This is a genomic window from Vitreoscilla massiliensis, assembly GCF_001457815.1.
Lineage (GTDB): Bacteria > Pseudomonadota > Gammaproteobacteria > Burkholderiales > Neisseriaceae > Vitreoscilla > Vitreoscilla massiliensis.
This window is the reverse complement of sequence record NZ_LN898216.1, coordinates 135,136-158,963: the sequence shown is the minus strand read 5'-3', so window position 1 is coordinate 158,963 and position 23,828 is coordinate 135,136. Positions and strand designations below refer to the sequence as shown.

Genomic DNA, 23,828 nt, shown 5'->3' with positions numbered 1-23,828 from the left:
TGCCTTTTTTGTATCGCATTGGCATGTGCCAAGGAGAAATAAAGCATGAATAAAAACGTTTTCACTTCGATTAAAATTTCCACCATTTTGATTACAGCCGGTATTGCCGCACAAGCTCATGCTTCGGGTTATCACTTTGGTTCACAATCGGTGAGCTCACAAGCCACTGCTAACTCGTCTGCTGCAGAAGCGGCAGATCCGTCTACCATCTTCTATAACCCAGCTGGTTTGACCAAATTGGAAGGCACCCAAGCCACCATCAATTTGAACTTGGTGATTCCGAGCATTGATTCATACGATCAAAAAGGCTATTACCCAACCGACGCCAATGGCAATCTTGTTGGCGCGGGCAAGGGCGAAGCGATTAAAGGCAGTCGCAAAAACAGCATAGACCCAGGTTTGACCTTTGCACCGCATGCTTACGCGTCGCACCAAATCAATGACCGCGTGGCCGTGGGTTTGGGCGTGTTTGTACCGTTTGGTTCGGGCACTGAATACGAGCGCGATTCGGTATTGCGCTACAACTTAAACGAATTGGGCTTACAAACCATCGCCATTCAACCCACCTTGGCGTTCAAACTGAATGACCAACACTCATTTGCAGTGGGTTTGGTGGCACAAAACACCTCGGCTGAATTGCGCCAATACGCGAACTTTGGCCCAGCAGTGGCTGCGGGTTTGTCAGAAAAATCAGGCGAGGCTGCGGCTGGCCTGACCAAATTAAACGCCGGTATTTCGCAATTGAACGGCGGTATTGCTCAGTATGATGCGGGTATTGCCCAAGCAGAAGCGGGTATTGCGCAATTACAGGCCGCATTGCAAGCCAATCCGAACAATGCCCAATTACAAGCACAATTGGCGGCGACCGAAGCCGCACGCGATAAAGCCGTGACCGAGCGCACTGGCTTGCAAACCCAGCTTGCAGGATACACAGCCCAACGCGACGGTGTGGCCCAACAAAAACAAGTGGTGGATGCGCAATTGGCGCAAATGGGTAAAAGCGGTAATGGTGGCGCCGATGGTCATGCCAAAATCAAGGGCGATGACTGGGGTTTTGGTTATAACTTGGCGTGGATGTGGGACATCAATGACGCCGTGCGTGTTGGTGTGAACTACCGTTCTAAAGTGGAACACACCTTAAAAGGCCATGCAGAATGGTATTTGGAAGACGGCGCCTTCAATAACCCATATTTGGGTGGCACCATCAAACAAACCATCCGTGACCGTGGCTATGTGGCCAAAGAAACCGCCAGCGTGAAAATCGTGACGCCAGAATCTTTGTCTATGCATGGTATGTGGAAAGTCGATCCAAAATGGAATTTGTTTGCCGATGCCACTTGGACCCGTCACTCACGCTTTAACCAAGCCATCTTGCAATACGAAAACATGAAAACCGTTTTGCCAGCCGCTGATGGCAACAAATCCAATAAAACCGTGTTGAATCCAAACTGGAAAGACACTTGGAAATTCGGTGTTGGTGCGTCTTACCAAATCACCGAGCCGTTGCAATTGCGCTTTGGTTTGGCTTACGACCAATCACCAGTGCGCAGCTCGGAATACCGCATGTCGACCTTGCCAGACAATGACCGCATTTGGTTCTCTTTGGGTGGTAAATACGACATCAACAAACACCACAGTGTGAACGTGGCTTACAGCTATATTTACATCAAAGACTCAGATGCGCATGTCAATGGCTATGGTACCGACAAAAACGCTTGGGGTGCAGGTACTTCTGCCAGCGTCAGCAGCAAAACCAATGGTTCTGCTAAGTTTGACAGCAATGCCCACATCTTAGGCGTGCAATACACGTATAAATTCTAATCAAGTCAACGCGGGTGGGGCAACCCACTCGCATGAATTACAACCCTGTCAGTAAAGAGGTTTTCTTATGTCTTCAAACAAGCTCGTGGTACGCAAAGTGGCCGTTTTGGGCGCAGGCGTAATGGGTGCTCAGATTGCAGCCCACTTGGCCAATGCCAAAGTGCCAACTGTGTTATTTGATTTGCCAGCCAAAGAAGGTCCTAAAAACGCCATCGTTGAAAAAGCCTTGGCCGCATTGAAAAAGCAAAAACCCGCACCTTTGGCCAGCAAAACGGCCATACAGTACATACAGGCCGCCAATTACGATGATGATTTGGCCTTGTTGTCTGAGTGCGATTTGGTGATTGAGGCCGTGGCCGAGCGTTTGGATATCAAAGAGAATTTGTACAGCAAAGTAGCGCCACATTTGGGCGCGAAAACGATTTTTGCCACCAATACCTCAGGTTTGTCGATTGAAACCTTGGCCAGCGTGTTTTCCAAAGAATTGAAAGACCGCTTCTGCGGCGTGCATTTCTTCAATCCACCACGCTATATGCACTTGGTGGAATTGATTGCTTGCCAAGAAACCGACGCTTCGGTATTGGACAATTTAGAGCGTTTCTTGGTATCGACTTTGGGCAAAGGCGTGGTACGCGCCAAAGACACGCCTAACTTCGTTGCCAACCGCATCGGTGTGTTCTCGATGTTGGCGACTATGGCCAATGCCGAGAAATACGATTTGCGTTTTGATGTGGTCGATGATTTGACGGGCGCGCGTTTGGGTCGTCCAAAATCAGCCACCTTCCGCACCGCCGATGTGGTGGGTTTGGACACGTTTGCGCACGTGGCCAAAACCATGCAAGACAATTTACAGGCCGACCCTTGGCATGCGCATTTTGGTTTGCCAACATGGTTGACCGGCTTGATTGAAAAAGGCGCTTTGGGTGCAAAAACCAAGGCCGGCATCTTCAAAAAAGAAGGCAAACGCATTTTTGTTCTCGATGCCAAAGCCGGCGATTATGTGGCTTCCAATGAAAAAGCCGACAAAGCCGTGACCGAATTGTTAAAAGCACCAACTTGGGGTGAGAAATTGGCCGCTTTGCGTGCCTCAGAACACCCACAAGCACAATTCTTATGGGCGTGTATGCGCGATGTGTTCCATTACATCGCTGTTCACGCCAAAGACATTGCCCACAATGCGCGCGACATTGATTTCGCCATCCGTTGGGGGTTTGGTTGGGACATGGGCCCGTTTGAAATCTGGCAAGCCGCGGGTTGGAAACAAGTGGCTGAGTGGATTAATGCCGACATCGCTGCGGGCAAAACTTTGAGCAATGCTGCTCTGCCAGCTTGGGTAGTCGATGGCCGTGACGGCGTGCATTCTGATGCCGGCAGCTTGAACTTCACGACTTTACACGCCGAAGGTCGGAGCGATTTGGACGTGTACCAACGCCAATACGCACCAGCGAAATTGTTCGGTGAATCGGCCAAAGTATTGGGCGAAACCGTGTTCAAAACCGAGGCCATTCATGCCTTTACCTTGGACAACGAAGTATTGATCGTTGAAAACACCAACAAAAACCGCGCCATCAGCCGCGATGTGTTGGAAGGCATTAACCAAGCCTTGGATGTGGCCGAAGAGCGCTTCAAAGCCTTGGTGATTTGGGCGCCAGATGCACCATTCTCAGTTGGTGCCGATTTGAAATCGATGATGCCAGTGTTTGCTGCGGGCGACATGAACGCGATTGAAGCGATGGTGAAATTGTTCCAAGACACCTCTATGCGCTTGCGTTACAGCCAAATTCCAACCGTATCGGCGGTACAAGGCTATGCATTTGGTGGTGGTTGCGAATTTATTTTGCATTCCAACAAAGTGGTTGCGGCCTTGGAATCTTACATCGGCTTGGTAGAAGTGGGTGTGGGCTTGATTCCTGCTGGCGGTGGCAGCAAAGAGTTTGCCTTGAAAGCAGCGCGCGCCAGCCAAGGCGATTTGCTCGCGGCTTTGAAAGACCGCTACATGAATTTGGCGATGGCACAAGTGGCCACGTCGGCTTTGGAAGCGAAAGAGTTGGGCTATTTGAACGAAGACGCCGTGGTGGTGTTCAACACTTACGAATTGCTGTACGTGGCTTTGAGCGAGGCACGTGCCTTGGCTGACAGCGGCTGGCGTCCAGAAATCCCACAAAGCTTTGCGGTGGCAGGTCGTACTGGTGCGGCTTCCATCAAAGGCCAATTGGTGAACATGAAAGCAGGTGGTTTCATCAGTGAATACGACATGTATTTGGGCAGCCAAATTGCCGACGTGATGACGGGCGGTGATGTGGATGCGGGTACGGTGGTGGATGAACAGTGGATTTTGGATTTGGAGCGCAAAGTGTTCGTTTCCTTGTTGCAACAAGAGAAAACCTTAGAGCGCATCGAAAACATGATGTCTACCGGTAAACCATTGCGTAACTGATGCCTGAAAGCGGCCTGTAAACCGTTTACAGGCCGCTTGTAGCCCCAAATTTGGAGATAGTAAATGACTCAATTTAGAGATGCTTATATTGTTGCAGCAACCCGTACACCCGTTGGCAAAGCCCCACGCGGTATGTTGCGCACCACCCGTCCTGACGATTTGTTGGCTCACGTGATCAAAAGCGTGGTCGGCCAAGTACCTGAATTCGATTTGCACGACATCAACGATGTGGTGGCTGGCTGTGCCTTCCCTGAAGCCGAACAAGGCTTGAACATGGCGCGCATCAGCACCTTGCTCGCTGGCTTGCCTAATACCGTGGGCGGCATCACCATCAACCGCTATTGCTCGTCTGGCATCAATGCCTTGCAAATCGCCGCCGACCGCATTCGCACTGGCGAAGCCGATATCACCATCGCCGCTGGCGTGGAATCCATGTCCATGATTCCGATGATGGGCAATAAAGTGGCCTTGAACCCCGCGATTTTTGAAAACGACGAACACGTGGCCATCGCTTATGGCATGGGTTTGACCGCTGAAAACGTCGCCAACCAATGGAAGATTTCGCGCGAAGACCAAGACGCGTTTGCGGTAGAAAGCCACCGCCGTGCCTTGGCGGCGATTGCGGCAGGTAAATTCAAAGCCGAAATCAGCCCGATTGAAGCGATTTACCGCACTGCCGATTTGAAAACCCGCGAAGCCTTGGCCATCCGCAAATTATTGGATACCGATGAAGGCCCGCGTGCTGACACCACTTTGGAAGGTTTGGCCAAATTGCGTCCGGTGTTTGCGGCCAAAGGTTCGGTCACTGCGGGTAACTCTTCACAAATGTCCGATGGCGCTGGCGCTTTGTTGGTGTGCTCTGAAGAAGCGATAAAGCGTTATGGCTTCACGCCATTGGCGCGCTACGATGGTTTTGCCGTGCGCGGTGTGCCACCCGAAATCATGGGCATAGGTCCGAAAGAAGCCATCCCGGCGGTATTGAAATCAGCTGGCCGCACTTTGGCTGACATCAAGTGGATGGAATTGAACGAAGCCTTCGCGGCGCAAGCCTTGGCGGTGATACGCGATTTGGATTTGAACACCGACATCGTCAATCCAAATGGTGGCGCGATTGCCTTGGGTCACCCATTGGGCGCGACCGGCGCCATCCGTGCTGCGACCGTGATACACGGTATGCGTGCACGCGGCGAAACCGGCTATGGCATGGTGACCATGTGTATCGGTACCGGCATGGGCGCGGCAGGCTTAATCGAAGTTTTGTAATTGCTGTCCTTTTTGATCACCCTCTTCTTTGCAAGAGGGTTTTTTTATGTCATGCGGCCTGTAAATCACTGCGGGTTTAGAGTGTAAGTATCGGTTAGTGTGTTTGTAATAAATTGATTTTTAATGCTATATTTCATGCGTATGTCTTTTGGTCTGGGAGAAGCAGACCATGCTTGTTCAATTCACACACATGGACTTGTTTAGAAATGAAAATCGCAATTTTAGAAATGGGTTTATTGCCAGAAACCATGGCGCAAAAACACGGCAGTTTTTTTGATTTGATACGCAACTGGTTGGGCCACAGCGAGCAAGACGCGGCCTTGGAATTCAGCCAGTTTGTGGTGTGTAATGGCGATGCTTTGCCAGCGCCAGCCGACTTTGATGCCTATGTGGTGTCAGGTTCCAAATTCAGTGTTTACGAAGATTTGCCGTGGATACACGCGACCAAGGCATTTTTGAATCAGGTTGCGGCCTTGAAAATCCCGATGTTTGGCATTTGCTTTGGTCACCAATTGATGGCCGAGGCATTTGGCGGCAAGGTGGAAAAATCGAATAAGGGTTGGGGCGTTGGTGTTGACCATTACCAATTTGCCAATATGGAGCAAGACGTGTTGGTATTCCACCAAGACCAAGTGGTGCGCCTGCCTGAAAGCGCGCACGTGCGCGCCCATTCCGACCATTGCCAATACGGCGCTTTGGAATACGATTTCCCAGCCTTGTCAGTACAGTTTCACCCAGAATTTACCCAAGGCTTGGTGATGGATTTGTTAGCACGCGGTCGCAGTGATTTTGGCGAGAGCACCACCGACATCGCCGAAGTCAAAACCGAACATGCCAAGCTGCACAACCAACGTTTTGCCAATCATGTGGTGGCCTTTTTTCAGCAACATCAAAATGCGGCCACTGAGGCTTAATCAATTCGACATAAGCTGTAAACAGTAGTGATAACAGGGTAAGCAGCAATCAAGCCAGCGCGCTTATTAACAGCAAAACAATGACCGCGCTGGTGATTTTGTTTCACTTAGTGGAACTTAGGTCTGCTCAGTGAAATTTTTTTTGTGGCGCATATTGCTTTCTTGCTGTGGTTATGAGAGGCTCTAAGGATATCGAAAATAAGCAAACAAACACATTTGAGTTGGTAGCAAGCATCCACCCAGTCATTTAGGTGTGTGCCGCCCACTGTAGGACGACACACTACAGCACAAGTCAGTTAGGAGACAAAATGAGTAAAGTAGAAATCACCCAACGCCGTTTGGCCGCCACCGCCCGTGGCGTGGGTATCATGTGCGATTTTTATATCGACAAAGCGAAAAATGCAGAACTTTGGGACACCGAAGGCAATCGTTACATCGATTTCGCCGGTGGTATCGGTGTATTGAATACCGGTCATTTGCATCCTAAAGTACAGGCTGCTGTGGCAGAACAATTGACCAAATTCAGCCACACTTGCTACCAAGTGGTTCCTTACGAAAGCTATACCGAAGCGGCTGAGCGCATCAATGCCAAAGCCCCTGTCAACGGTACAGCCAAAACCTTCTTCTTGACCACGGGTGCAGAAGCGGTTGAAAACGCGATTAAAGTGGCACGCTCATTTACAGGCCGCCCTGGCATCATTTCTTTCCAAAGCGGCTACCATGGTCGTACCAATTTGACTTTGGGCTTGACTGGTAAAGTGGCTCCATACAAATTGGGTTTTGGTCCATTCCCTGCTGATATCGTGCACGCACAATACCCGAATGAATTGTACGGTGTGAGCTCAGCCGAAGCCTTGGCCAGCTTGCAACGCCAATTCAAAACCACCATCGACCCTAAAGAAGTGGCTGCGATCATCATCGAGCCGATTCAAGGCGAGGGCGGTTTCAATGTCACGCCTAAAGACTTCTTGCAAGGCTTGCGCGACATTTGTGATGAGCACGGCATCGTGTTGATTTTTGATGAAGTGCAAACAGGCTTTGCGCGTACCGGTACTTTGTTCGCTACTGAGCAAACGGGTGTGAAACCTGATTTGATTACCATGGCCAAATCTTTGGCTGGTGGTTTCCCGATTTCTGGCTTGGTGGGCAAAGCTGAAATCATCGATGCGCCTGCGGCCGGTGGTTTGGGCGGCACTTACGCCGGTAGCCCATTGGCTTTGGCTGCGGTATTGGCGGTGTTGGATGTCATCGAAGAAGAAAAATTGTGCGAACGCTCACAACAATTGGGCGACAAATTGCGCGCTCGTTTGGAAAGCTTGAAAGACAAAATCCCACAAATCCGCATGGTACGCGGCTTGGGCGGCATGATTGCAGTAGAATTCATGAAACCAGGCACCAACGAGCCTGATCCAAAATTCACCAAACGTGCGCAAACCCACGCCTTGGAAAACGGTTTGATTTTGCTCACTTGTGGTATGTATTACAACGTGATGCGCTTCTTGTTCCCAGTGACCATCGAAGACGAAATCTTTGAAGAATCTTTGGGTATTTTGGAAGCCGCTTTAACTCACGCAGCTGCAACTGCAGAAGCTTAATGCTGATTTAAATAAGGCGTCCTGTCAGTTCAGGGCGCCTTTATTTTCTAGAGGATATGAAGGAAGAATATGATGCAATTACAAGACAGCGCTTTATTTAAAACCCAATGTTACATCGATGGCGCATGGATGGATGCCGACAATAAAGCCACTGTTGAAGTGACCAATCCCGCCACTGGCGAAGTCATCGGCACCGTACCACAAATGGGCAAAGCCGAAGCCGACCGTGCCGTGGCCGCTGCTCAAGCTGCCTTGCCAGCTTGGCGCAATAAGAGCGCCAAAGAGCGCAGCCAAATCTTGCGCAAATGGTTTGATTTGATGATGGCGCACCAAGAAGACTTGGGCAAAATCTTGACCTTGGAACAAGGCAAACCACTCGCAGAAGCCAAAGGCGAAATCGCTTACGGCGCGTCTTACATCGAATGGTATGCCGAAGAAGGCAAACGCATTTACGGCGACATCATTCCATCGACTGGTTTGGACAAACGCATCTTGGTGACCAAACAGCCGATTGGTGTGTGCGCTGCGATTACCCCTTGGAACTTCCCGAACGCGATGATCACGCGCAAAGCCGCACCAGCATTGGCAGCCGGTTGTACTTTCGTCATCCGTCCAGCGTCACAAACCCCATTCTCAGCCTTGGCGATTGCCGAATTGGCTGAGCGCGCTGGCATTCCGAAAGGCGTGTTCAACGTGTTAACCGGCAGCTCTAGCCAAATCGGCGAAGTGTTGACCAAAGACGACCGCGTGAAAAAATTCAGCTTCACCGGTTCTACCGAAGTGGGTCGCAAATTGATTGAACAATGTGCGTCTACAGTGAAAAAAGTGTCTATGGAATTGGGCGGCAACGCACCATTCATCGTGTTCAACGATGCCGATTTGGATGCAGCGGTTGAAGGCGCGATGATTTGTAAATTCCGCAATGCCGGTCAAACCTGCGTGTGCGCCAACCGCTTGTATGTACAAAGCGGTGTCTACGACCAATTCGTGGAGAAATTCAAAGCCGCAGTGGCGAAATTGTCGATTGGTAACGGCATGGACGCTGGCGTGAACTTTGGCCCAGTGATTGATGCCAATGCAGTGAAAAAAGTGGAAGAGCACATTGCCGACGCCACTGCTAAAGGCGCTACCGTGGTGGCTGGTGGTCACCCACACGCTTTGGGCGGCTTGTTCTTTGAACCGACCATCGTCACTGGCGCGACGCAAGAAATGCAATTTGCCAAAGATGAAACCTTCGGCCCATTGGCGCCAGTGTTCAAGTTTGAAACCGAAGAAGAAGTGTTGGGCTATGCCAACGACACCGAATTCGGCTTGGCTTCTTACTTCTACACCCGCGACATCGGCCGCGTCATCCGCGTGTCTGAAGGTTTGGACTACGGCATGGTGGCTTTGAACACCGGCATCTTGTCTAACGAAGCCGCACCATTCGGTGGCGTGAAACAATCCGGCTTGGGCCGCGAAGGTTCTAAATACGGCATCGAAGACTATGTGGAAATCAAATACGTGTTGTTGGCAGGTTTGGACAAATAAGTCTGCAACATTGATTTGAATGTAATAAGCGGCCTGTAAAGATTTACAGGCCGCTTTTTTGTTTACAATGAAGATTAAATGAAATCTACGCAATGGATGTAAGGTAAGGGGAAGGTAAATGGCTGCATATTCATCATTAAGTTTGGGAACAATTGAATCAATCTCAAAACTCTTAGGAGATTCTGGCACTGGAAGTGAGATTAGTTCATATTTAATAATGAATCACTTAGTGGATAATTCAGGGCACTCCACAAAGTGGAGGAGACTTAATTCTGTATTTCTAGAATGCCAGAATAGTACAAAATGTTGTAATCAAGTACTTGCGTTTATTAAGTCTTTTTTAGCATTGAGCCGATTTCATAATCGCATGTCTGAGTTTGAAACAATTAGAATGGACTTGAATGCAATATTAGTATTAGAAGGACTGGAATATACAAAAGAAGGCACATTTAAATCTGTTCCAATAGCTACAACTTTAAATGAGGTGCAAGAGCGAGTAAATAATTTCAAGAGAAAACTGGAGGCTAGGGGAATACATCATGAAATTTATCAATATTGTACGGTAGAAATTTTACAAGAAAACTATTTTCATGCGTCATTTGAAGCGGCAAAAGGCTTGTTTGAACGAATTAGAAAAATGTCAGGCATAGAAGCAGATGGGGCTAACTTGATAGATAAAGTTTTCTCTACACAAAATCCAATATTGATTTTTAATAGTTTGCAAACAGTAACTGAAAAATCAGAATATACAGGATTTGCACAGCTACTTAAGGGGTGTGCAATGGCGATAAGAAACCCACTGGCACATGAACCAAAAGCAAAAATTTTGTGGGATGGTGAAGTAGATGCGATTGATTATTTAACTTTCATCTCGATGCTTCATAGAAAATTAGATATTTGTGTAAAAGTACCAAGCATGGTTATACCCAATATATAAAATTGTTTATCTAAGCAGCCTGTAAAGATTTACAGGCCGCTTTTTTATTGTTTGATTGACAGGAAATTTGCACAATCATGGTGTTTATATTGGATGCAAGTCTTTGTTTTAGATTGAATATTGCGTTTGGAAAATAGGCTATAGTTTTAAAATTATGATACCAAGAGCGCAGCCATGACCCTCGCCGCAGACTTTAAGGCGTTTGCCCATACCAATACCCACATTGATATTGTCAAAAACAAAGCCACCGACGGGCAACAGCAAGTGTGTTTGCCAGTGCGTCATGTTGTGCACGCGGCAGCCACGCCTGCGCAGTTGGTGCTGTTGCAGCAGCACTGTGCCAATCTTCCCAACAGTGTGGTGGCGTTTTATGCGCAAATGAATGGCGCGGCATTGTTTATGGCCGAGCAGCGCCTGCAAGACTATGTGATAGACGCGAGTGTGTTGCTGTTTGGCATTGAGGAGTTGGCGTTTGAGAAAGCACAATTGCTGGAGTGGTTGCAGCCTATCATGGCCGATTTGGATGACGATGCGTATTTTGACGACATCAGAGAAGTCATCGCGCAATACGTCGAGCATGTGTTGGTGTTTGGCGGTTTTGAATTCAGTCCCGAGCGCTTTATATTGCTGACCGATGGCAGGCTCAAAGGGCAGGTATGGTTGTTTTTGCACGATGGTTGCGACCAATTTGTGCTGAAAATGGCCGACAGTTTTGAGGCGTTTTTACAGCTGATGATGGACGATGCGAATGCGTTTTTTGAACGCGCCACTTGGGTGATGTATGAGTCTTTTTTCTTTGATTAGGGCGAGTGAATACCAAAGCAATAGAGGGTTAAGCTTGAGTGGCGCATGTGGCCGCATGATTGAAACAGCGGCATGGGTTCAATGGTTCAAGCGTCTATCAGTTTCAATATCATGAACGCTGTGATTGTTTATCAAATTGCATGTAAATAAGCGGCCTGTAAACACTTACAGGCCGCTTTTCAATATTGAAGATGAAAGGCTTTATTTAGCGGTAGCCGCTTCTTCTGCCAACAGCGTAGGCACGACGTTTTGTTCAAACTCGGCCAAAGATTTGGCGGCCAAGGCCAACATTTCGTCGATTTCGGCTTTGGTAATTACCAATGGTGGCGCGCAAATGATGTTGTCGACGGTAGAACGGAAAATCAAATTGTTACCGAAGAAGATGTCTTTGCACAAAGAGCCGGCGCGTGCAGGGTCGCTGAACGGTTCGCCTTTGGCTTTCACCACTTTGAACGAGGCAATCATGCCGCAGCCGCGCACGTCATCGGCATGGGCAAACGGGGCAAAGGTTTCTTGCCAGCGTTGTTGGAAATACGGGGCGATGTCGTCGCGCACGCGTTCAACAATTTGCTCTTCTTGCAAGATTTCCAAGTTTTTCAAGGCCACGGCCGAGGTCACTGGATGGCCGCTGTAGGTAAAGCCGTGTTGCAATTCGCCGCCTTGTAACACGCCAGCAGCGACGCGGTCGCTCAACATCACGCCACCCAATGGTTGGTAACCCGAGGTCACACCTTTGGCAAAAGTGAAGATGTCGGGTTCAAAACCAAACGTTTCAAAGCCAAACCAATTGCCGGTGCGGCCAAAGCCACAAATCACCTCGTCAGACACAATCAGCACATCGTATTGGCGGCAGATTTCTTGGATGCGTGGCCAGTAAGTCGATGGTGGGATGATGACGCCGCCCGCGCCTTGAATCGGCTCGGCCACAAACGCGGCCACATTGTCGGCGCCCACTTCCAAGATTTTTTCTTCCAACCAGTTGGCGGCTTTCAGGCCAAACGCTTCTGGCGTTTCACCGGCTTCGTGCAATTCGTAATACGCTGGTTGCTCGATGTGGGTGATGTTGGCGATGGGCAAATCGCCTTGTTCGTGCATGGATTTCATGCCGCCCATGCTGGTGCCGCCGATGGTCGAACCGTGGTAGCCATTCCAGCGGCCAATCAGGATTTTTTTCTGTGGTTTGCCAACGCTTCTCCAATAGTGACGTACCAAACGGATCATTGAGTCGCAAGACTCGGAGCCTGAACCGGTGAAGAACACATGGTTGTATTGGCTGGGCGTGACTTCGGCCAATTTGTTCGCCAAGGCGATGACCGCGGTATTCGAGGTTTGGAAGAAGGTGTTGTAATACGCCAGCTTGTCCATTTGCGCCTTGGCCACATCGCTCAATTCGGTGCGACCGTAACCGATGTTGGTACACCACAAGCCCGACATGCCGTCGATGATTTTATTGCCGTCGGTGTCGTAAATGTAAATGCCTTCGCCGCGTTCAATCACGCGCACGCCTTTGTCAATCAACTCTTGGTTGTTAGAAAATGGGTGTAAATTGTGCTGCATCGCAGCTTTGTTCAATTGCGTCATCACAGTTTCTCTTTCTTTCTGTCTGAGTACACCAGCGGCCTGTAAAGTGTTACGGGTGTGGCCGCTGTGTACCATAGGGTTAAACAATCAGTTTTCAGTGCAGCTTAAGCTTGGGCTTGTACACGTGTGCGTGCCTTGGCTGCATCTTGCTTTTTCTTCATCTTGATTAAGGCGTAATACACGGGGCTGACCAATACCAGACCCACAATCCATGAGATGTCGGCGCCGCCCATGCTTTCGGCCACAGGGCCGGTGTACAAAACCGTGGCCATGAACGGGATTTGTACCAAGATACCGAACACATACGACACCATTGCTGCCCAGTTAAAGTAGCCATAGATGCCACCGTCGCGGCGGAAGAACGAATCCACATCGTACACACCGTGTTCGACCAAGTAGTAGTCGACCAAGTTAATCGCGGTCCAAGGCACCAACACATACAATAACACCATGATGAAGTTGGAATAATTCACCAAGAAATTGTCTTTGCCCAAAATCGATACCGACAAGGTGATGGCAAACAAAATCAAGCACGTGATGGCGCGGGCGCGGCTGGTAGGGTAAAAACGTGGCGCGATGGTTTGCGCACAGGTAATCGCCGACATAGATGCGCAATACATGTTCATAGAATTCGAACCAGCGATGGCAATGCTGAAGGCAATGATGGCGACCACGGCAATCGGGCTGTTTTGTGACAAAGCCAACATGCCTTGGGTGATGTCGCCGGTGTAACCGATGGCGATGATGATGCCCAAAATCATTGGCAACACGCTGCCCAAGGTACAACCCCAATAACTGGCCCAAAACGCCGCTTTTACGCCGGTGTCTTTGGGCATGTAACGGGTGTAGTCCGACACATACGGAGCGTAAGCCAACTGCCACAAAGCGCCGATGGAAATGGTGCCCATGATGCCGACCATGGAGTTTTCACCGCGGGCAAAAAAGTCACTCGGCAATTGGCCTTTGAACAAAATCAACACGAAGATGGCCAACATGGCGATGCCTGATACCACTGAAATCAAGCGGGCGTACATGTGGATGATTTTGTAACCAAAAATCGCCGCAATCAAACTCGCTACCGCCACCAAGGTAATGCCGACATTGGTCGGGATGCTGGGGCTGATGACATTGATGGTTTGGCCGCCCAAGACCGCATTGGAGGCGAAGAAGCCTGAATGCATCAACACCACCAAGCCGACCACAAACAAAGAACCGAACGAGCCGAATTGGCTGCGCGTTTGCAGCATTTGCGGTACACCCAATTGTGGGCCTTGCGCCGCGTGCAAAGCCATGAAGATGGCGCCAACAAAGTGACCGATGAGCAAGGAAATCACCGCCGTCACAAACGGCAAATTGAACAGCGAGTAAGTCAAAGAGCCGGTGAAAATGGTCAGCACGGTTAAATTCACCCCAAACCAAATGGTGAACAAATCGCGGTAAGTGCCGTGGCGGTTGTCCAAGGAAATGGGTTGTATGGTGTGGGTTTCGAGGTTTTCGACCTGTTTTTCAGGCCGCCCTCCTAGGGAGTCATGGTGGTTTTGCATGGGGAGTTTTTCCTTTATTGTGTTCTCTTTGTAGATTGGGGTATTACAAAATCTGAAACCAAGTGGTTTTGAGGTTGACGAATTTATCAAAGGCAAACAAAGACAAGTCTTTGCCAAAGCCCGATTGTTTGTAGCCACCAAACGGCGTGGTCACGCCCAAGGCATCGACGGTGTTTACCGATACTGTGCCGGCCTGTAAACGCTTGGCCACACGGTGGGCTTGGTGGATGTCATCGGTCCAAATCGAGGCGGCGAGACCGTACACAGAATCGTTGGCCCAATTGATGACTTCGTCTTCGCTGTCAAACGGCAATACCGATACCACCGGACCGAACAACTCTTGTTGGTTGACGTCGTCGTCGACGGTGGTGTTGATGAGGATGGTCGGTTGGAAGAACGTGCCTTTGCCGTCTATGCTGAACACCTTGCCGCCAGTCAAGACAGTGGCACCACGAGCCACGGCGGCGGCCACTTGTTCTTCTATCCACAGCGCATGGCTGCGGCTGATGAGGGCGCCGGCTTTGGCATCGGCCTGTAATGGTTGCGATGGTTGCCATGTGGCCGCGTGTTGCTCAAGCAAGGCCAAGAATTCCGCGTATATCGGGCGTTCTACGTACAAACGCGAATTGGCAGAACACACTTCGCCTTGGTTGAAGAAGATGCCTGCCAATGATTTTTGCGCCGCGTGTTCCAAGTGTTTGCAGTTTTGGAATACGATGTTCGGGCTCTTGCCGCCGCATTCCAGCCACACTTGTTTCAAATTCGATTGCGCCGAATAGCTCATGAACATTTTGCCCACGGCGGTTGAGCCGGTGAAAGTCAAACAATCGACATCCATGTGCAAGCCCAATAAGCGGCCTGTAAGCTCACCCGTGCCGGTCACCACATTGAACACACCCGCCGGCATACCGGCTTCTATCGCCAACTCGGCCAAGCGCAAGGCGGAGAACGGTGATTGCTCGGCTGGCTTTAACACCACCGAATTGCCCACAGCCAAAGCCGGTGCCAATTTCCAAATCGCCATTTCCAACGGGTAATTCCACGGTACGACTGCTGCGACCACACCTATGGCTTCACGGGTAATGGTGGCCAAGGCATTGCTAGGCGTCGGTGCCACTTGGTCAAACATCTTGTCCAAAGCCTCGGCATACCAGCGCAAAATGTAAGCAGAACCAGCAACATCTATGTTCAAGGCTTCGTTCACCGGTTTGCCCATGCTGATGGAGTCGAGCAAGGCCAGCTCGTCGCCGTGGGCCAAAATCAAATCGGCCAAACGGCACAATACCGCTTTGCGCTCGTCTATGCTCAAGCCAGCCCACACGCGGTTTTGAAACGCGCTTTTGGCCGCCGCTACCGCACGGTTCACACACGCTTCGCCGGCATTGTGCACTTGTGCCAAGGTTTCATCGGTGGCGGGATTGATGACGTCAAACACCCCATCTTGATGATTTTTCTCATACACACCATTCACGAATGCCTGTGTCGGTAACGTCAAACGCGCGCGCAGCTCTTGCCAGTTTTTCTCCATTTGTCTTTGCTCCTTATCAACTTGCCATCAGTTATAAACGCAGTCACATCAACTGAACATTCGTAAAAAATGATGCAGCTCTTCGGGAAAAAGAAATTATCGTTAGCACAGTCTTGCTTTAGATTGCAGACATCAGCGCCTACAGGCCGCTATGAAAAAAATCAGACCCATCAAGGAGCAGAAAATGGCAGAAACTGCACGCACAGGTTTTGTGTGGCACGAGATTTACATGTGGCATGACACCTCAGGTTACGCCGGCTTGTTCGAGGCCAATGAGCACATCCAACCATACCGACATTACGAAGCACCGGAAGCCAAGCGCCGCATCCGCAATTTATTGGAAGTGAGTGGGGTATTAGAGGGCTTGTTGCCGATTAACGCGGTGCAGCCTACGGATGCCGATTTGCTGCGCGTGCACACGGGTGCGTATTTGGACAAGGTCAAGGCTTTGGATGGCAAACACGGCGTGCTCGATGGCGAGACCAAAGTGGCTTTGGCGTCGGTGAAGATTGCGCGCTTGTCCGCTGGTGGTGCGATGGCCGCCGTGGCGGCAGTGGCCGAAGGGCGGGTGCAAAACGCCTATGCCTTAACCCGTCCACCCGGTCACCATGCCACCCCAGATGAAGGTTTGGGTTTCTGCATCTTTGCCAATGCCGCCTTGGCCGCGCGCCATGCGCAAGCCGTGTATGGTTTGGACAAAGTCGCCATCATTGATTGGGATGTGCACCATGGCAATGGCACCGAAGCGTGTTTTTACGACGACCCCAGTGTGCTTACCATCTCCTTGCACCAAGACAATTTGTTCCCGCAAGACAGCGGCCGCATAGAAGACATGGGTGAGGGCGCAGGCATCGGCCATAACATCAACATTCCGTTGCCAGCAGGCAGCGGCGATGGCGCTTACCGCTATGCGTTTGAACGCGTGGTGTTGCCAGCCTTGCAGCAATTTGAGCCAGATTTGATCATCATCGCCTGCGGCTTTGATTCCAGCATCGAAGACCCATTGGGACGGATGATGTTGCATGCCGACAGCTATGCCATGTTGACACAAATGTTGATGGATGCGGCGCACGAATTGTGTGACGACCGCTTGGTGGTCATCCACGAAGGCGGTTATAACCCGATGACCACGCCGTATTTGGGCTTGAGCGTGGTCGAAACCTTATCGGGTTTGCACAGCGGCATTAGCGATCCTGCTTTGGCCGCGCACAAAGCCACCGCCGGCCAAGACTTGCAAGCCTTGCAACGCGACATGGTCGACGCGGTGGTGGCACAACATGCGAGTCTTGCCCAGTCTTTGCTGACGGTGTGAAGCCTATGCGGTGAGGTCGGATAGAAAAAACAGCCTTGTTCTGTCACAGAACAGGCTGTTTTTTCATGCGGCCTGTAAATGCGGCCTGTAAATGCGGCCTGTAAATGCGGCCTGTAAATGCGGCCTGTAAATGCGGCCTGTAAATGCGGCCTGTAAATGCGGCCTGTAAATGCGGCCTGTAAATGCGGCCTGTAAATGCGGCCTGTAAATGCGGCCTGTAAATGCGGCCTGTAAATGCGGCCTGTAAATGCGGCCTGTAAATGCGGCCTGTAAATGCGGCCTGTAAATGCGGCCTGTAAATGCGGCCTGTAAATGCGGCCTGTAAATGCGGCCTGTAAATGCGGCCTGTAAATGCGGCCTGTAAATGCGGCCTGTAAATGCGGCCTGTAAATGTGATGTTGAGGTGAGTTGCGTCAGTTTGATGCGGTGCTGAACATGAAAAAAAGCCCAAAGCTTTGCGGCGTTGGGCGTGAAGAAGAGGATGTTACTGCAACGAAGATTAAGCGACGCTGGCCTTGCTGCTGGCTTGTTGGCGTTGATCGGCGTCTTGGTATTGCAAATAGCTGCGTTGGGTGGCGATGTGGCCGGCGATGTGTTTGGCATCGTGCCACACGCCCCAAATAAAGCTGGAACCGCGGCGCGACAGCCACGGCAAGCCTAGGAAATACACATCGGCTTCGGCAGAAACGCCGCGTTGGTGTTGCGGTTTGCCTTGCGCGTCCAAAGCCGCTTCGGTTTGTAACCAGCTGTAATCAACGCCGTAACCGGTCGCCCAAATGATGCTGGTGATGCCGGCAGCGTGCAAATCCAAGTCCAAAATCGGGTGTAACATTGCTTCGGGGTCGGGCAAAAAGTCGCGTGCGTGCGGCTCTTCCGGTAAGTCCAAGCCGTGGCGGGCGATGTAAGCATCGGCCATGTCCAAAACCTCGAGGTAATTGGCATCGCCTTCGCGGATGTTGGTGGCCAAATCGTCAGAGATGATGGCATGGCCTTTTTCAAACGCGCGGGTTGAGCCCAGTAAATTGATGCCTTGTTTGGCCAATTCACGAAAATCGACGGTGTGGCCGCCGCGCGCGCCGCTGACGGCGATGGTCACGTGCTCTTTGCCTTTGGTGCGCACTTCGGCATCCCACAAGCCCAATACGCCCAACCACCACACATTGTCACGGTTGCGGTAAGCGCGTGGTGGGCGGTCGTGAGGGCCGACCGATAAAAATACTTTTTTGCCAGCACGATTGAGTTCGTCGGCAATTTGCACGCCAGAAGAACCAGCACCGACCACCAATACCGCGCCTTTGGGCATTTGTTCAGGCTTGTAATAATGGGCAGAGTGGATTTGGTACAATGCTTCGTCTTGCGGCGCGATGGCAGGAATGATCGGTTTTTGGAATGGGCCAGTGGCGGCAACGATGCGCTGCGCGTCTATGGTGCCGGCCGAGGTTTCGACGATAAAGCCCGATTCGCCTTGTTTGCGCACGGCTTTGATGACTTCGACACCGGTTTTAATCGGTGCTTTGAATTTTTGGGCATAGGCCTCGAAATACGCTGCCACCTGTTCTTTGGCCACAAAGGCATCGGGGTCGGCATCAAATTCCATGCCCGGGAAGCGGTCGTGCCAAGCAGGGCCATTGGCGACCAAAGAGTCCCAGCGACCACTGCGCCAAGCTTCGGCGATGCGGTTTTTTTCCAAGACCAAATGGGGCACGCCCAAGGCGCTTAAGTGTTCACTCATGGCGACACCTGCTTGGCCAGCGCCCACAACTAAAGTATCAATTTTGATGGTTTCGGCAGTCATTTTTCATTCCTTATCAAGGGTATCCCGCTGTGTGTTGAAGGCTGTGCAACACCTGGTTGAGCGACTTGGAAAATAAGCGGCCTGTAAACGGTGTGCCAGCGCAGTATTGCGTTGCTGAATGCGAATATAGGCAAATCGCTGCGGGCGCGAAAATAGAATATGCAAAACATCCCCCTCAGAAAAACTTAATCACTGCCGCTTTCTCGCGCAAAACCAAGCTGCATCAAGCTGTGGATTGGGGAATAGAGTCTACAGGCCACTTGATACGGTTTTTTTGAAGATGAGGCTAGAAATTGCCTAATTGAGTGCGGGCGTGGATTGTATTGATAATGGCTGCACTTAATCGCCTTGGAGCACATTCCGATGAAACACACTCGCATCCGTACCTTCAATACCAAACAAACCTATCCTGAACAAAATTTGGACAATGATTTGTGCCAAGCGGTGGTGGCGCGTGGTCGCACCGTGTTTTTGCGTGGCCAAATCGGTCAAAACTTGGACACGTCGGAAAACGTCGGTGTCGGTGATGTGGCGGCGCAAACCGAGCAAGCGATGTACAACATCGACATGTTGCTCAAAGAAGCCGGCGGCGAATTGGAAGACATTTGCAAAATCACCATTTACATCATCGACCCACGCTACCGTGAAACCGTGTACCGCATCGTCGGCAAATGGTTAAAAGGCGTGTATCCCGTGTCTACCGGCATCGTGGTGTCGGCCTTAGCGCGCCCTGAATGGATGGTGGAAGTGGACGCCACTGCGGTGATTCCGGATTGATGCTGATTGTTGAGACTGCGAGGAAATACCATGACTTTTTCCATCATTGCACGTTGTCCTAAGACGGGTCAGTTTGGCGCGGCGATTTCCTCATCGTCGCCAGCGGTGGCCTCGCGTTGCATCCGCGCCCGCGCTGGCGTCGGCGTGGCGGCGAGCCAAAACATCACCGACCCGCAATTGGGCCATGCCTTATTGGACTTAATCAAATACGACATCACGCCCACACAAGCGCTGCAAGAATTGCAGCAAAGCGTGGAATTCATTCAATACCGCCAATTGGCGGTGATGAATGCGGCAGACACGCCAGCTTGCTTTAGCGGCAGCGAGGTTTTGGGCGTGCACCATGCGGTTGTGGGTGAGCATGCGGTGTGTGCTGGCAATTTGCTTGCCAATACCGAAGTGCCGATTGCGATGTTGGCGGCATTTGAAGCCAGCAGCGGCCATTTGGGCGAGCGTTTAATGCGGGCTTTACAGGCAGGTTTGGCCGCCGGTGGCGAGGCTGGACCAGTGCATTCGGCAGGTTTATTGGTAGTCGATAAATTGAGCTGGCCGACGGTGGATTTGCGCATAGACTGGAGCGAGGACGATCCGATTGCTTTGCTGGATGCCGCGTGGCAAGTGTATGCGCCGCAAATCGACAGCTATGTGCAGCGCGCCCTCAATCCTAGTTTGGCCGAAAGTTATGGTGTACCGGGCGACATGTAGGCTTTAAGATGGCGTTTTCATAAGACAGGAGTGTTGTTGATGTTGAATCGAATTTCGCTGCGGCAAATGGAGTATTTTGTGGCAACCGCAGAAAGTGGCAGCATCATCAATGCTTCTGAAAAAATCCATGTGTCGTCGCCGTCGATTTCGGCGGCGATTGCGCACATCGAATCCGAATTGCAAGTGCAATTGTTCATCCGCCAACACGCCAAAGGCTTGCAGCTCACGCCTGTGGGCGAGCAATTGATGCAAGCTTGCCAATCCATCATCAATCAAGCCGGCAATTTGTACAGCTTGGCGTCTGATTATGCCGGCATGGTGCGCGGGCCATTGAAACTTGGTTGTTTTCCCGCTTTTGCCCCTATGGTGTATGCCGAAGTGATACATGGCTTCAGCCGTCTGTATGGACAAGTCGATGTGAAACTGGTGGAAGAAGACCAAAGCGGCCTCATCGAAAAACTGATTAACCAAGAGCTGGATGTGGCGCTGACTTACGATTTGAACATAGACGACAAAGTGATTCAGTTTGAGCCACTGGCGAAATTGCCGCCGCATGTGTTGGTGTCAGAAGCGCATCCGTTGGCCTCGGCTGCCAACATCACCTTGGAAGAATTGGCGCCGTATCCGATGGTTTTGCTCGACATGCCGTACAGCAATGAGTATTTCATTTCGCTGTTTCGACAAGAACACCTCAGCCCGAATGTGGTGGCGTCGGGCAAGTCTACCGACGTGGTGCGGGCGATGGTGGCGAACAATTTGGGCTATACCATCTTGAATGTGCGTCCCAAGCTCAATTACTCGCTCGATGGCAAACGCTTGGTGCGCATTCCCTTGCTGGGCAAACACCGCCCCATGCTCATTGGGCTGGCCACCAATAAAATGAATTCGCTTAACAATGTTACCGAAACCTTCATGAGCCGTTGCCGCGCCTACATTTCCGATCAATACATCCCTGGCATGAGTGCGCCCTTTTTCGATCCGCGCCCACATGTCATTGAAAACCACATCTCTGAGAACGCATAAGGAACCCTCATGGCTTTGTCTGCCAGTGCCGCTTTGCTCGCCGAATTGGTGGCGTTTGACACCACTTCTCATTTGTCGAATTTGGAACTCATCCGCTTTGTGGCCGCGCGCTTGCAGCAAGCGGGCATAGACGTGGATTTGGTTTACAACGCCGAGCACACCAAGGCCAATTTGTTTGCGTCGGTCGGCCCGAAAGAGCGCGCTGGCATTGTGTTGTCGGGTCATACCGATGTGGTGCCAGTGGCAGGACAAGCATGGAGCAGCAATCCGTTTCAGGCCGAAGTGCGCGAGGGCTTGATGTATGGCCGCGGCACGGCAGATATGAAAGGCTTTATCGCTTGCGCCATCAACACGATGTTACAGGCCGCTGCATTGGAGGTGCACACGCCGTTACACCTGTGTTTGTCTTACGATGAGGAAATCGGCTGCATCGGCGTGCGCGGGATTTTGGATGTGCTTAAGCAGCAGCTCATCAGTCCCAAATTGGTCATCATTGGCGAGCCCACGCTGATGCGCATCGCCACCGGCCACAAAGGCAAGGCGGTGTATCAAGCGGTGTGCCGCGGCCAAGAAGGGCATTCGGCGATGGCGCCGCAATACACCAATGCCATCCACATCGCCAGCCGTGTCATCGACGGCATTACCGCCACGCAAACGCGTTTGGCGAATCAAGGCGCACAAGATGCGGCTTACGATGTGCCGTATACCACGTTGCACATCGGCAAAATCAATGGTGGCAAGGCTTTGAACATTGTGCCGAACGAGTGTGTGGTCGATTTTGAAATCCGCCATTTGCCGGTGGATGAGCCGCAAGCCTTAATCGAGGAGGTGCATGCGCACATCGAAACCCACCATGCCCACGCCTTGCCGTGGTTGGACATCGCCGCGACCAACCAATACCCTGGTTTGGACACGCCCATCACGGTAGACGCGCTGCGCTTCTTGCAAGACTGTTTGCCTGAGCCACATCCAGTCGGCAAAATCACTTTCGGCACCGAAGGCGGCTTGTTCACGCAAGCCTTGGATTGTCCGGTATTGGTGTGCGGCCCCGGTTCCATCAATGTTGCGCACAAACCCGATGAGTATGTGGCCTTGAGCCAATTGGATGCATGCGATGCCTTTTTGAGCAGTGTGTTACAGCGTTTGCATTAAACACAACATTAAACAGCACAAATGCGGCCTGTAACTGTTACAGGCCGCATTTTTAATGGCTGAACTGGTGTGCAGGTAATTTGCGCACAAGCTGTGTGCCTAAGCATATTTAGATAGATTGCAGTGGTGTGAGGGCGGTGTTTGCGGCTAAAACAAGCGGCCTGTAAGGTTTACAGGCCGCATGAAATAAGCCATGTGCTGATTTAAGCCGTGGCCGCGCTGACATTGAGTGAGTCACCGATGACATAAAACTGGCCACCCGCCACATAATGCAGGCTGCGCCATTTGTCATCGGCGCTTTCAAAATGCCAATGGCCATCGCGAAACACCTCATCATCGGCATACGCCGCCACCACTTCGCCTATGAACAAATCGTGCGCCGCATGGTTGTGCGGCTCAGGTATTAAGCGACACAACAGCCATGCCGAACAGCCTTGTACCAAAGGCAGTGGCTGCGCATCGTACTGAAACAATTGCACACCGTGGGCGTTTAATTTATCCGGATGTTCTAGCAAACCTTGCGTGCCCACGCCCAACACCATCGCCGCTTGGTCGCGGGTGGGGATTTGCAATACAAATTGGCCGCTTTGCTCGATTAAAACCCTTGTGTACGTGGATTTGTCCAAGACCACCGTGACTTTGGCCGGAGTGAAATCCAAGGCGCATGCCCATGCCGCCGCCATCACATCGACGCTGTCGCCGTGTTGTGCCGACACCAGCACAGTCGGGCCGTGATTGAGTAAACGGTAGGCTTTGGCAAGAGGAACGGCTTGTATGCTCATGGCTTAGACTCAAGGTAAAGAAGGAAACAGCCATCATGCCATACAAGCGGCCTGTAAACCAAGGTGTGGCTGGCTCAGATAGCGTGAGATTGATGAAGCCAAGTGTTGGTATCAATGGCATCCACTCAGCACGCTTGCCAGTGCGCTGTTTTGAATCTGTATATCTGTTTACAGGCCGCTTGTAAGTTCGTGTGCATAAAATGCGGTCTGCTGAAGGTTGAGCAATGCAAATGCGTGTCTTGCTCAGATATGAACACAGATATAGTGTTAATTGATAAGGCTAAGTGTTGGTATGAAGGGCAGCAACACGTGCTGCTTGCCAGCAGCT

General features: G+C 51.1%; 19 protein-coding genes. 13 read left to right on the top strand and 6 right to left on the bottom strand.

Features of this window, described 5'->3' with window-relative positions:
* Nucleotides 1-45: 45 nt before the first annotated feature.
* From BN3003_RS01355 to BN3003_RS01320, 8 genes are all read left to right on the top strand, one after another.
* A complete protein-coding gene (locus BN3003_RS01355) occupies nucleotides 46-1,821 on the top strand; it encodes an OmpP1/FadL family transporter (protein ID WP_058304949.1) in 1,776 nt (591 codons plus the stop codon).
* Between the two features lie 67 nt (nucleotides 1,822-1,888).
* Nucleotides 1,889-4,258, top strand: a complete 2,370-nt coding sequence (locus BN3003_RS01350; RefSeq protein ID WP_058304948.1) for a 3-hydroxyacyl-CoA dehydrogenase/enoyl-CoA hydratase family protein — start codon at nucleotides 1,889-1,891, stop codon at nucleotides 4,256-4,258.
* A gap of 63 nt (nucleotides 4,259-4,321) precedes the next feature.
* Entirely contained in the window at nucleotides 4,322-5,521 is a 1,200-nt protein-coding gene (locus tag BN3003_RS01345) for an acetyl-CoA C-acyltransferase (protein WP_058304947.1), read from the top strand.
* A gap of 206 nt (nucleotides 5,522-5,727) precedes the next feature.
* Nucleotides 5,728-6,435 (top strand): type 1 glutamine amidotransferase, encoded by a 708-nt coding sequence (locus BN3003_RS01340; protein WP_058304946.1) that lies wholly within the window; start codon nucleotides 5,728-5,730, stop codon nucleotides 6,433-6,435.
* Between the two features lie 308 nt (nucleotides 6,436-6,743).
* Nucleotides 6,744-8,030, top strand: coding sequence for a 4-aminobutyrate--2-oxoglutarate transaminase (gene gabT / locus BN3003_RS01335; protein WP_058304945.1), 1,287 nt, complete (start codon nucleotides 6,744-6,746; stop codon nucleotides 8,028-8,030).
* Nucleotides 8,031-8,099: 69 nt separating this feature from the next.
* Entirely contained in the window at nucleotides 8,100-9,560 is a 1,461-nt protein-coding gene (locus BN3003_RS01330) for an NAD-dependent succinate-semialdehyde dehydrogenase (RefSeq protein ID WP_058304944.1), read from the top strand.
* A gap of 118 nt (nucleotides 9,561-9,678) precedes the next feature.
* Nucleotides 9,679-10,497, top strand: a complete 819-nt coding sequence (locus BN3003_RS01325) for a TIGR02391 family protein (RefSeq protein ID WP_058304943.1) — start codon at nucleotides 9,679-9,681, stop codon at nucleotides 10,495-10,497.
* A gap of 174 nt (nucleotides 10,498-10,671) precedes the next feature.
* Nucleotides 10,672-11,301 (top strand): SMI1/KNR4 family protein, encoded by a 630-nt coding sequence (locus BN3003_RS01320; protein ID WP_058304942.1) that lies wholly within the window; start codon nucleotides 10,672-10,674, stop codon nucleotides 11,299-11,301.
* A 201-nt stretch (nucleotides 11,302-11,502) separates the two neighbouring features.
* On the opposite strand, the gene BN3003_RS01315 is transcribed toward BN3003_RS01320, so the two are convergent.
* The 3 genes from BN3003_RS01315 to BN3003_RS01305 are packed head-to-tail and all read right to left on the bottom strand — an operon-like array spanning nucleotide 11,503 to nucleotide 15,954.
* Entirely contained in the window at nucleotides 11,503-12,957 is a 1,455-nt protein-coding gene (locus BN3003_RS01315; protein WP_267886086.1) for an aspartate aminotransferase family protein, read from the bottom strand.
* A gap of 29 nt (nucleotides 12,958-12,986) precedes the next feature.
* Entirely contained in the window at nucleotides 12,987-14,426 is a 1,440-nt protein-coding gene (locus tag BN3003_RS01310) for a purine-cytosine permease family protein (RefSeq protein ID WP_058304940.1), read from the bottom strand.
* Between the two features lie 43 nt (nucleotides 14,427-14,469).
* Nucleotides 14,470-15,954 carry an aldehyde dehydrogenase gene (locus BN3003_RS01305; protein ID WP_058304939.1) on the bottom strand — a complete coding sequence of 495 codons (1,485 nt, stop codon included), beginning with the start codon at nucleotides 15,952-15,954 and terminating at the stop codon, nucleotides 14,470-14,472.
* 184 nt (nucleotides 15,955-16,138) lie between these two features.
* Here BN3003_RS01305 and BN3003_RS01300 point away from each other — a divergent pair, with 184 nt between their 5' ends.
* Entirely contained in the window at nucleotides 16,139-17,266 is a 1,128-nt protein-coding gene (locus BN3003_RS01300) for a class II histone deacetylase (protein ID WP_058304938.1), read from the top strand.
* A 43-nt stretch (nucleotides 17,267-17,309) separates the two neighbouring features.
* Here BN3003_RS01300 and BN3003_RS01295 read toward each other — a convergent pair whose 3' ends face one another.
* Together BN3003_RS01295 and BN3003_RS01290 are read right to left on the bottom strand one after the other, a co-directional pair.
* Complete coding sequence (locus tag BN3003_RS01295; protein ID WP_058304937.1) at nucleotides 17,310-17,717, bottom strand: hypothetical protein; 408 nt, start codon at nucleotides 17,715-17,717, stop codon at nucleotides 17,310-17,312.
* A 48-nt stretch (nucleotides 17,718-17,765) separates the two neighbouring features.
* The gene (locus tag BN3003_RS01290) at nucleotides 17,766-19,061 is read right to left on the bottom strand and encodes a flavin-containing monooxygenase (RefSeq protein WP_058304936.1); all 1,296 of its coding nucleotides are present in this window, start codon (nucleotides 19,059-19,061) and stop codon (nucleotides 17,766-17,768) included.
* A 363-nt stretch (nucleotides 19,062-19,424) separates the two neighbouring features.
* On the opposite strand from BN3003_RS01290, the gene BN3003_RS01285 reads away from it, so the two are divergent.
* The 4 genes from BN3003_RS01285 to argE are packed head-to-tail and all read left to right on the top strand — an operon-like array spanning nucleotide 19,425 to nucleotide 22,718.
* Entirely contained in the window at nucleotides 19,425-19,838 is a 414-nt protein-coding gene (locus tag BN3003_RS01285; RefSeq protein ID WP_058304935.1) for a RidA family protein, read from the top strand.
* A gap of 30 nt (nucleotides 19,839-19,868) precedes the next feature.
* The gene (locus BN3003_RS01280) at nucleotides 19,869-20,543 is read left to right on the top strand and encodes a DUF1028 domain-containing protein (RefSeq protein WP_058304934.1); all 675 of its coding nucleotides are present in this window, start codon (nucleotides 19,869-19,871) and stop codon (nucleotides 20,541-20,543) included.
* A 39-nt stretch (nucleotides 20,544-20,582) separates the two neighbouring features.
* On the top strand, nucleotides 20,583-21,566 hold the full coding sequence (locus BN3003_RS01275) for a LysR family transcriptional regulator (protein ID WP_058304933.1): 984 nt from the start codon (nucleotides 20,583-20,585) through the stop codon (nucleotides 21,564-21,566).
* 9 nt (nucleotides 21,567-21,575) lie between these two features.
* Nucleotides 21,576-22,718: an acetylornithine deacetylase gene (gene argE, locus BN3003_RS01270; RefSeq protein ID WP_058304932.1), complete on the top strand. Its 1,143-nt coding sequence runs from the start codon at nucleotides 21,576-21,578 to the stop codon at nucleotides 22,716-22,718.
* 203 nt (nucleotides 22,719-22,921) lie between these two features.
* Here the strand turns inward: argE and BN3003_RS01265 are convergent, their stop codons facing one another.
* Nucleotides 22,922-23,500 (bottom strand): flavin reductase family protein, encoded by a 579-nt coding sequence (locus BN3003_RS01265; RefSeq protein ID WP_058304931.1) that lies wholly within the window; start codon nucleotides 23,498-23,500, stop codon nucleotides 22,922-22,924.
* Nucleotides 23,501-23,828 lie beyond the last annotated feature (328 nt).

What these genes read in the sequence shown, in the direction of transcription:
- BN3003_RS01355 (WP_058304949.1), top strand. Translation starts at nt 46, where the DNA reads ATGAATAAAAACGTTTTCACTTCGATTAAAATTTCCACCATTTTGATT.
- BN3003_RS01350 (WP_058304948.1), top strand. Translation starts at nt 1,889, where the DNA reads ATGTCTTCAAACAAGCTCGTGGTACGCAAAGTGGCCGTTTTGGGCGCA.
- BN3003_RS01345 (WP_058304947.1), top strand. Translation starts at nt 4,322, where the DNA reads ATGACTCAATTTAGAGATGCTTATATTGTTGCAGCAACCCGTACACCC.
- BN3003_RS01340 (WP_058304946.1), top strand. Translation starts at nt 5,728, where the DNA reads ATGAAAATCGCAATTTTAGAAATGGGTTTATTGCCAGAAACCATGGCG.
- gabT (WP_058304945.1), top strand. Translation starts at nt 6,744, where the DNA reads ATGAGTAAAGTAGAAATCACCCAACGCCGTTTGGCCGCCACCGCCCGT.
- BN3003_RS01330 (WP_058304944.1), top strand. Translation starts at nt 8,100, where the DNA reads ATGATGCAATTACAAGACAGCGCTTTATTTAAAACCCAATGTTACATC.
- BN3003_RS01325 (WP_058304943.1), top strand. Translation starts at nt 9,679, where the DNA reads ATGGCTGCATATTCATCATTAAGTTTGGGAACAATTGAATCAATCTCA.
- BN3003_RS01320 (WP_058304942.1), top strand. Translation starts at nt 10,672, where the DNA reads ATGACCCTCGCCGCAGACTTTAAGGCGTTTGCCCATACCAATACCCAC.
- BN3003_RS01315 (WP_267886086.1), bottom strand. Translation starts at nt 12,957, where the DNA reads ATGGTACACAGCGGCCACACCCGTAACACTTTACAGGCCGCTGGTGTA.
- BN3003_RS01310 (WP_058304940.1), bottom strand. Translation starts at nt 14,426, where the DNA reads ATGCAAAACCACCATGACTCCCTAGGAGGGCGGCCTGAAAAACAGGTC.
- BN3003_RS01305 (WP_058304939.1), bottom strand. Translation starts at nt 15,954, where the DNA reads ATGGAGAAAAACTGGCAAGAGCTGCGCGCGCGTTTGACGTTACCGACA.
- BN3003_RS01300 (WP_058304938.1), top strand. Translation starts at nt 16,139, where the DNA reads ATGGCAGAAACTGCACGCACAGGTTTTGTGTGGCACGAGATTTACATG.
- BN3003_RS01290 (WP_058304936.1), bottom strand. Translation starts at nt 19,061, where the DNA reads ATGACTGCCGAAACCATCAAAATTGATACTTTAGTTGTGGGCGCTGGC.
- BN3003_RS01285 (WP_058304935.1), top strand. Translation starts at nt 19,425, where the DNA reads ATGAAACACACTCGCATCCGTACCTTCAATACCAAACAAACCTATCCT.
- BN3003_RS01280 (WP_058304934.1), top strand. Translation starts at nt 19,869, where the DNA reads ATGACTTTTTCCATCATTGCACGTTGTCCTAAGACGGGTCAGTTTGGC.
- BN3003_RS01275 (WP_058304933.1), top strand. Translation starts at nt 20,583, where the DNA reads ATGTTGAATCGAATTTCGCTGCGGCAAATGGAGTATTTTGTGGCAACC.
- argE (WP_058304932.1), top strand. Translation starts at nt 21,576, where the DNA reads ATGGCTTTGTCTGCCAGTGCCGCTTTGCTCGCCGAATTGGTGGCGTTT.
- BN3003_RS01265 (WP_058304931.1), bottom strand. Translation starts at nt 23,500, where the DNA reads ATGAGCATACAAGCCGTTCCTCTTGCCAAAGCCTACCGTTTACTCAAT.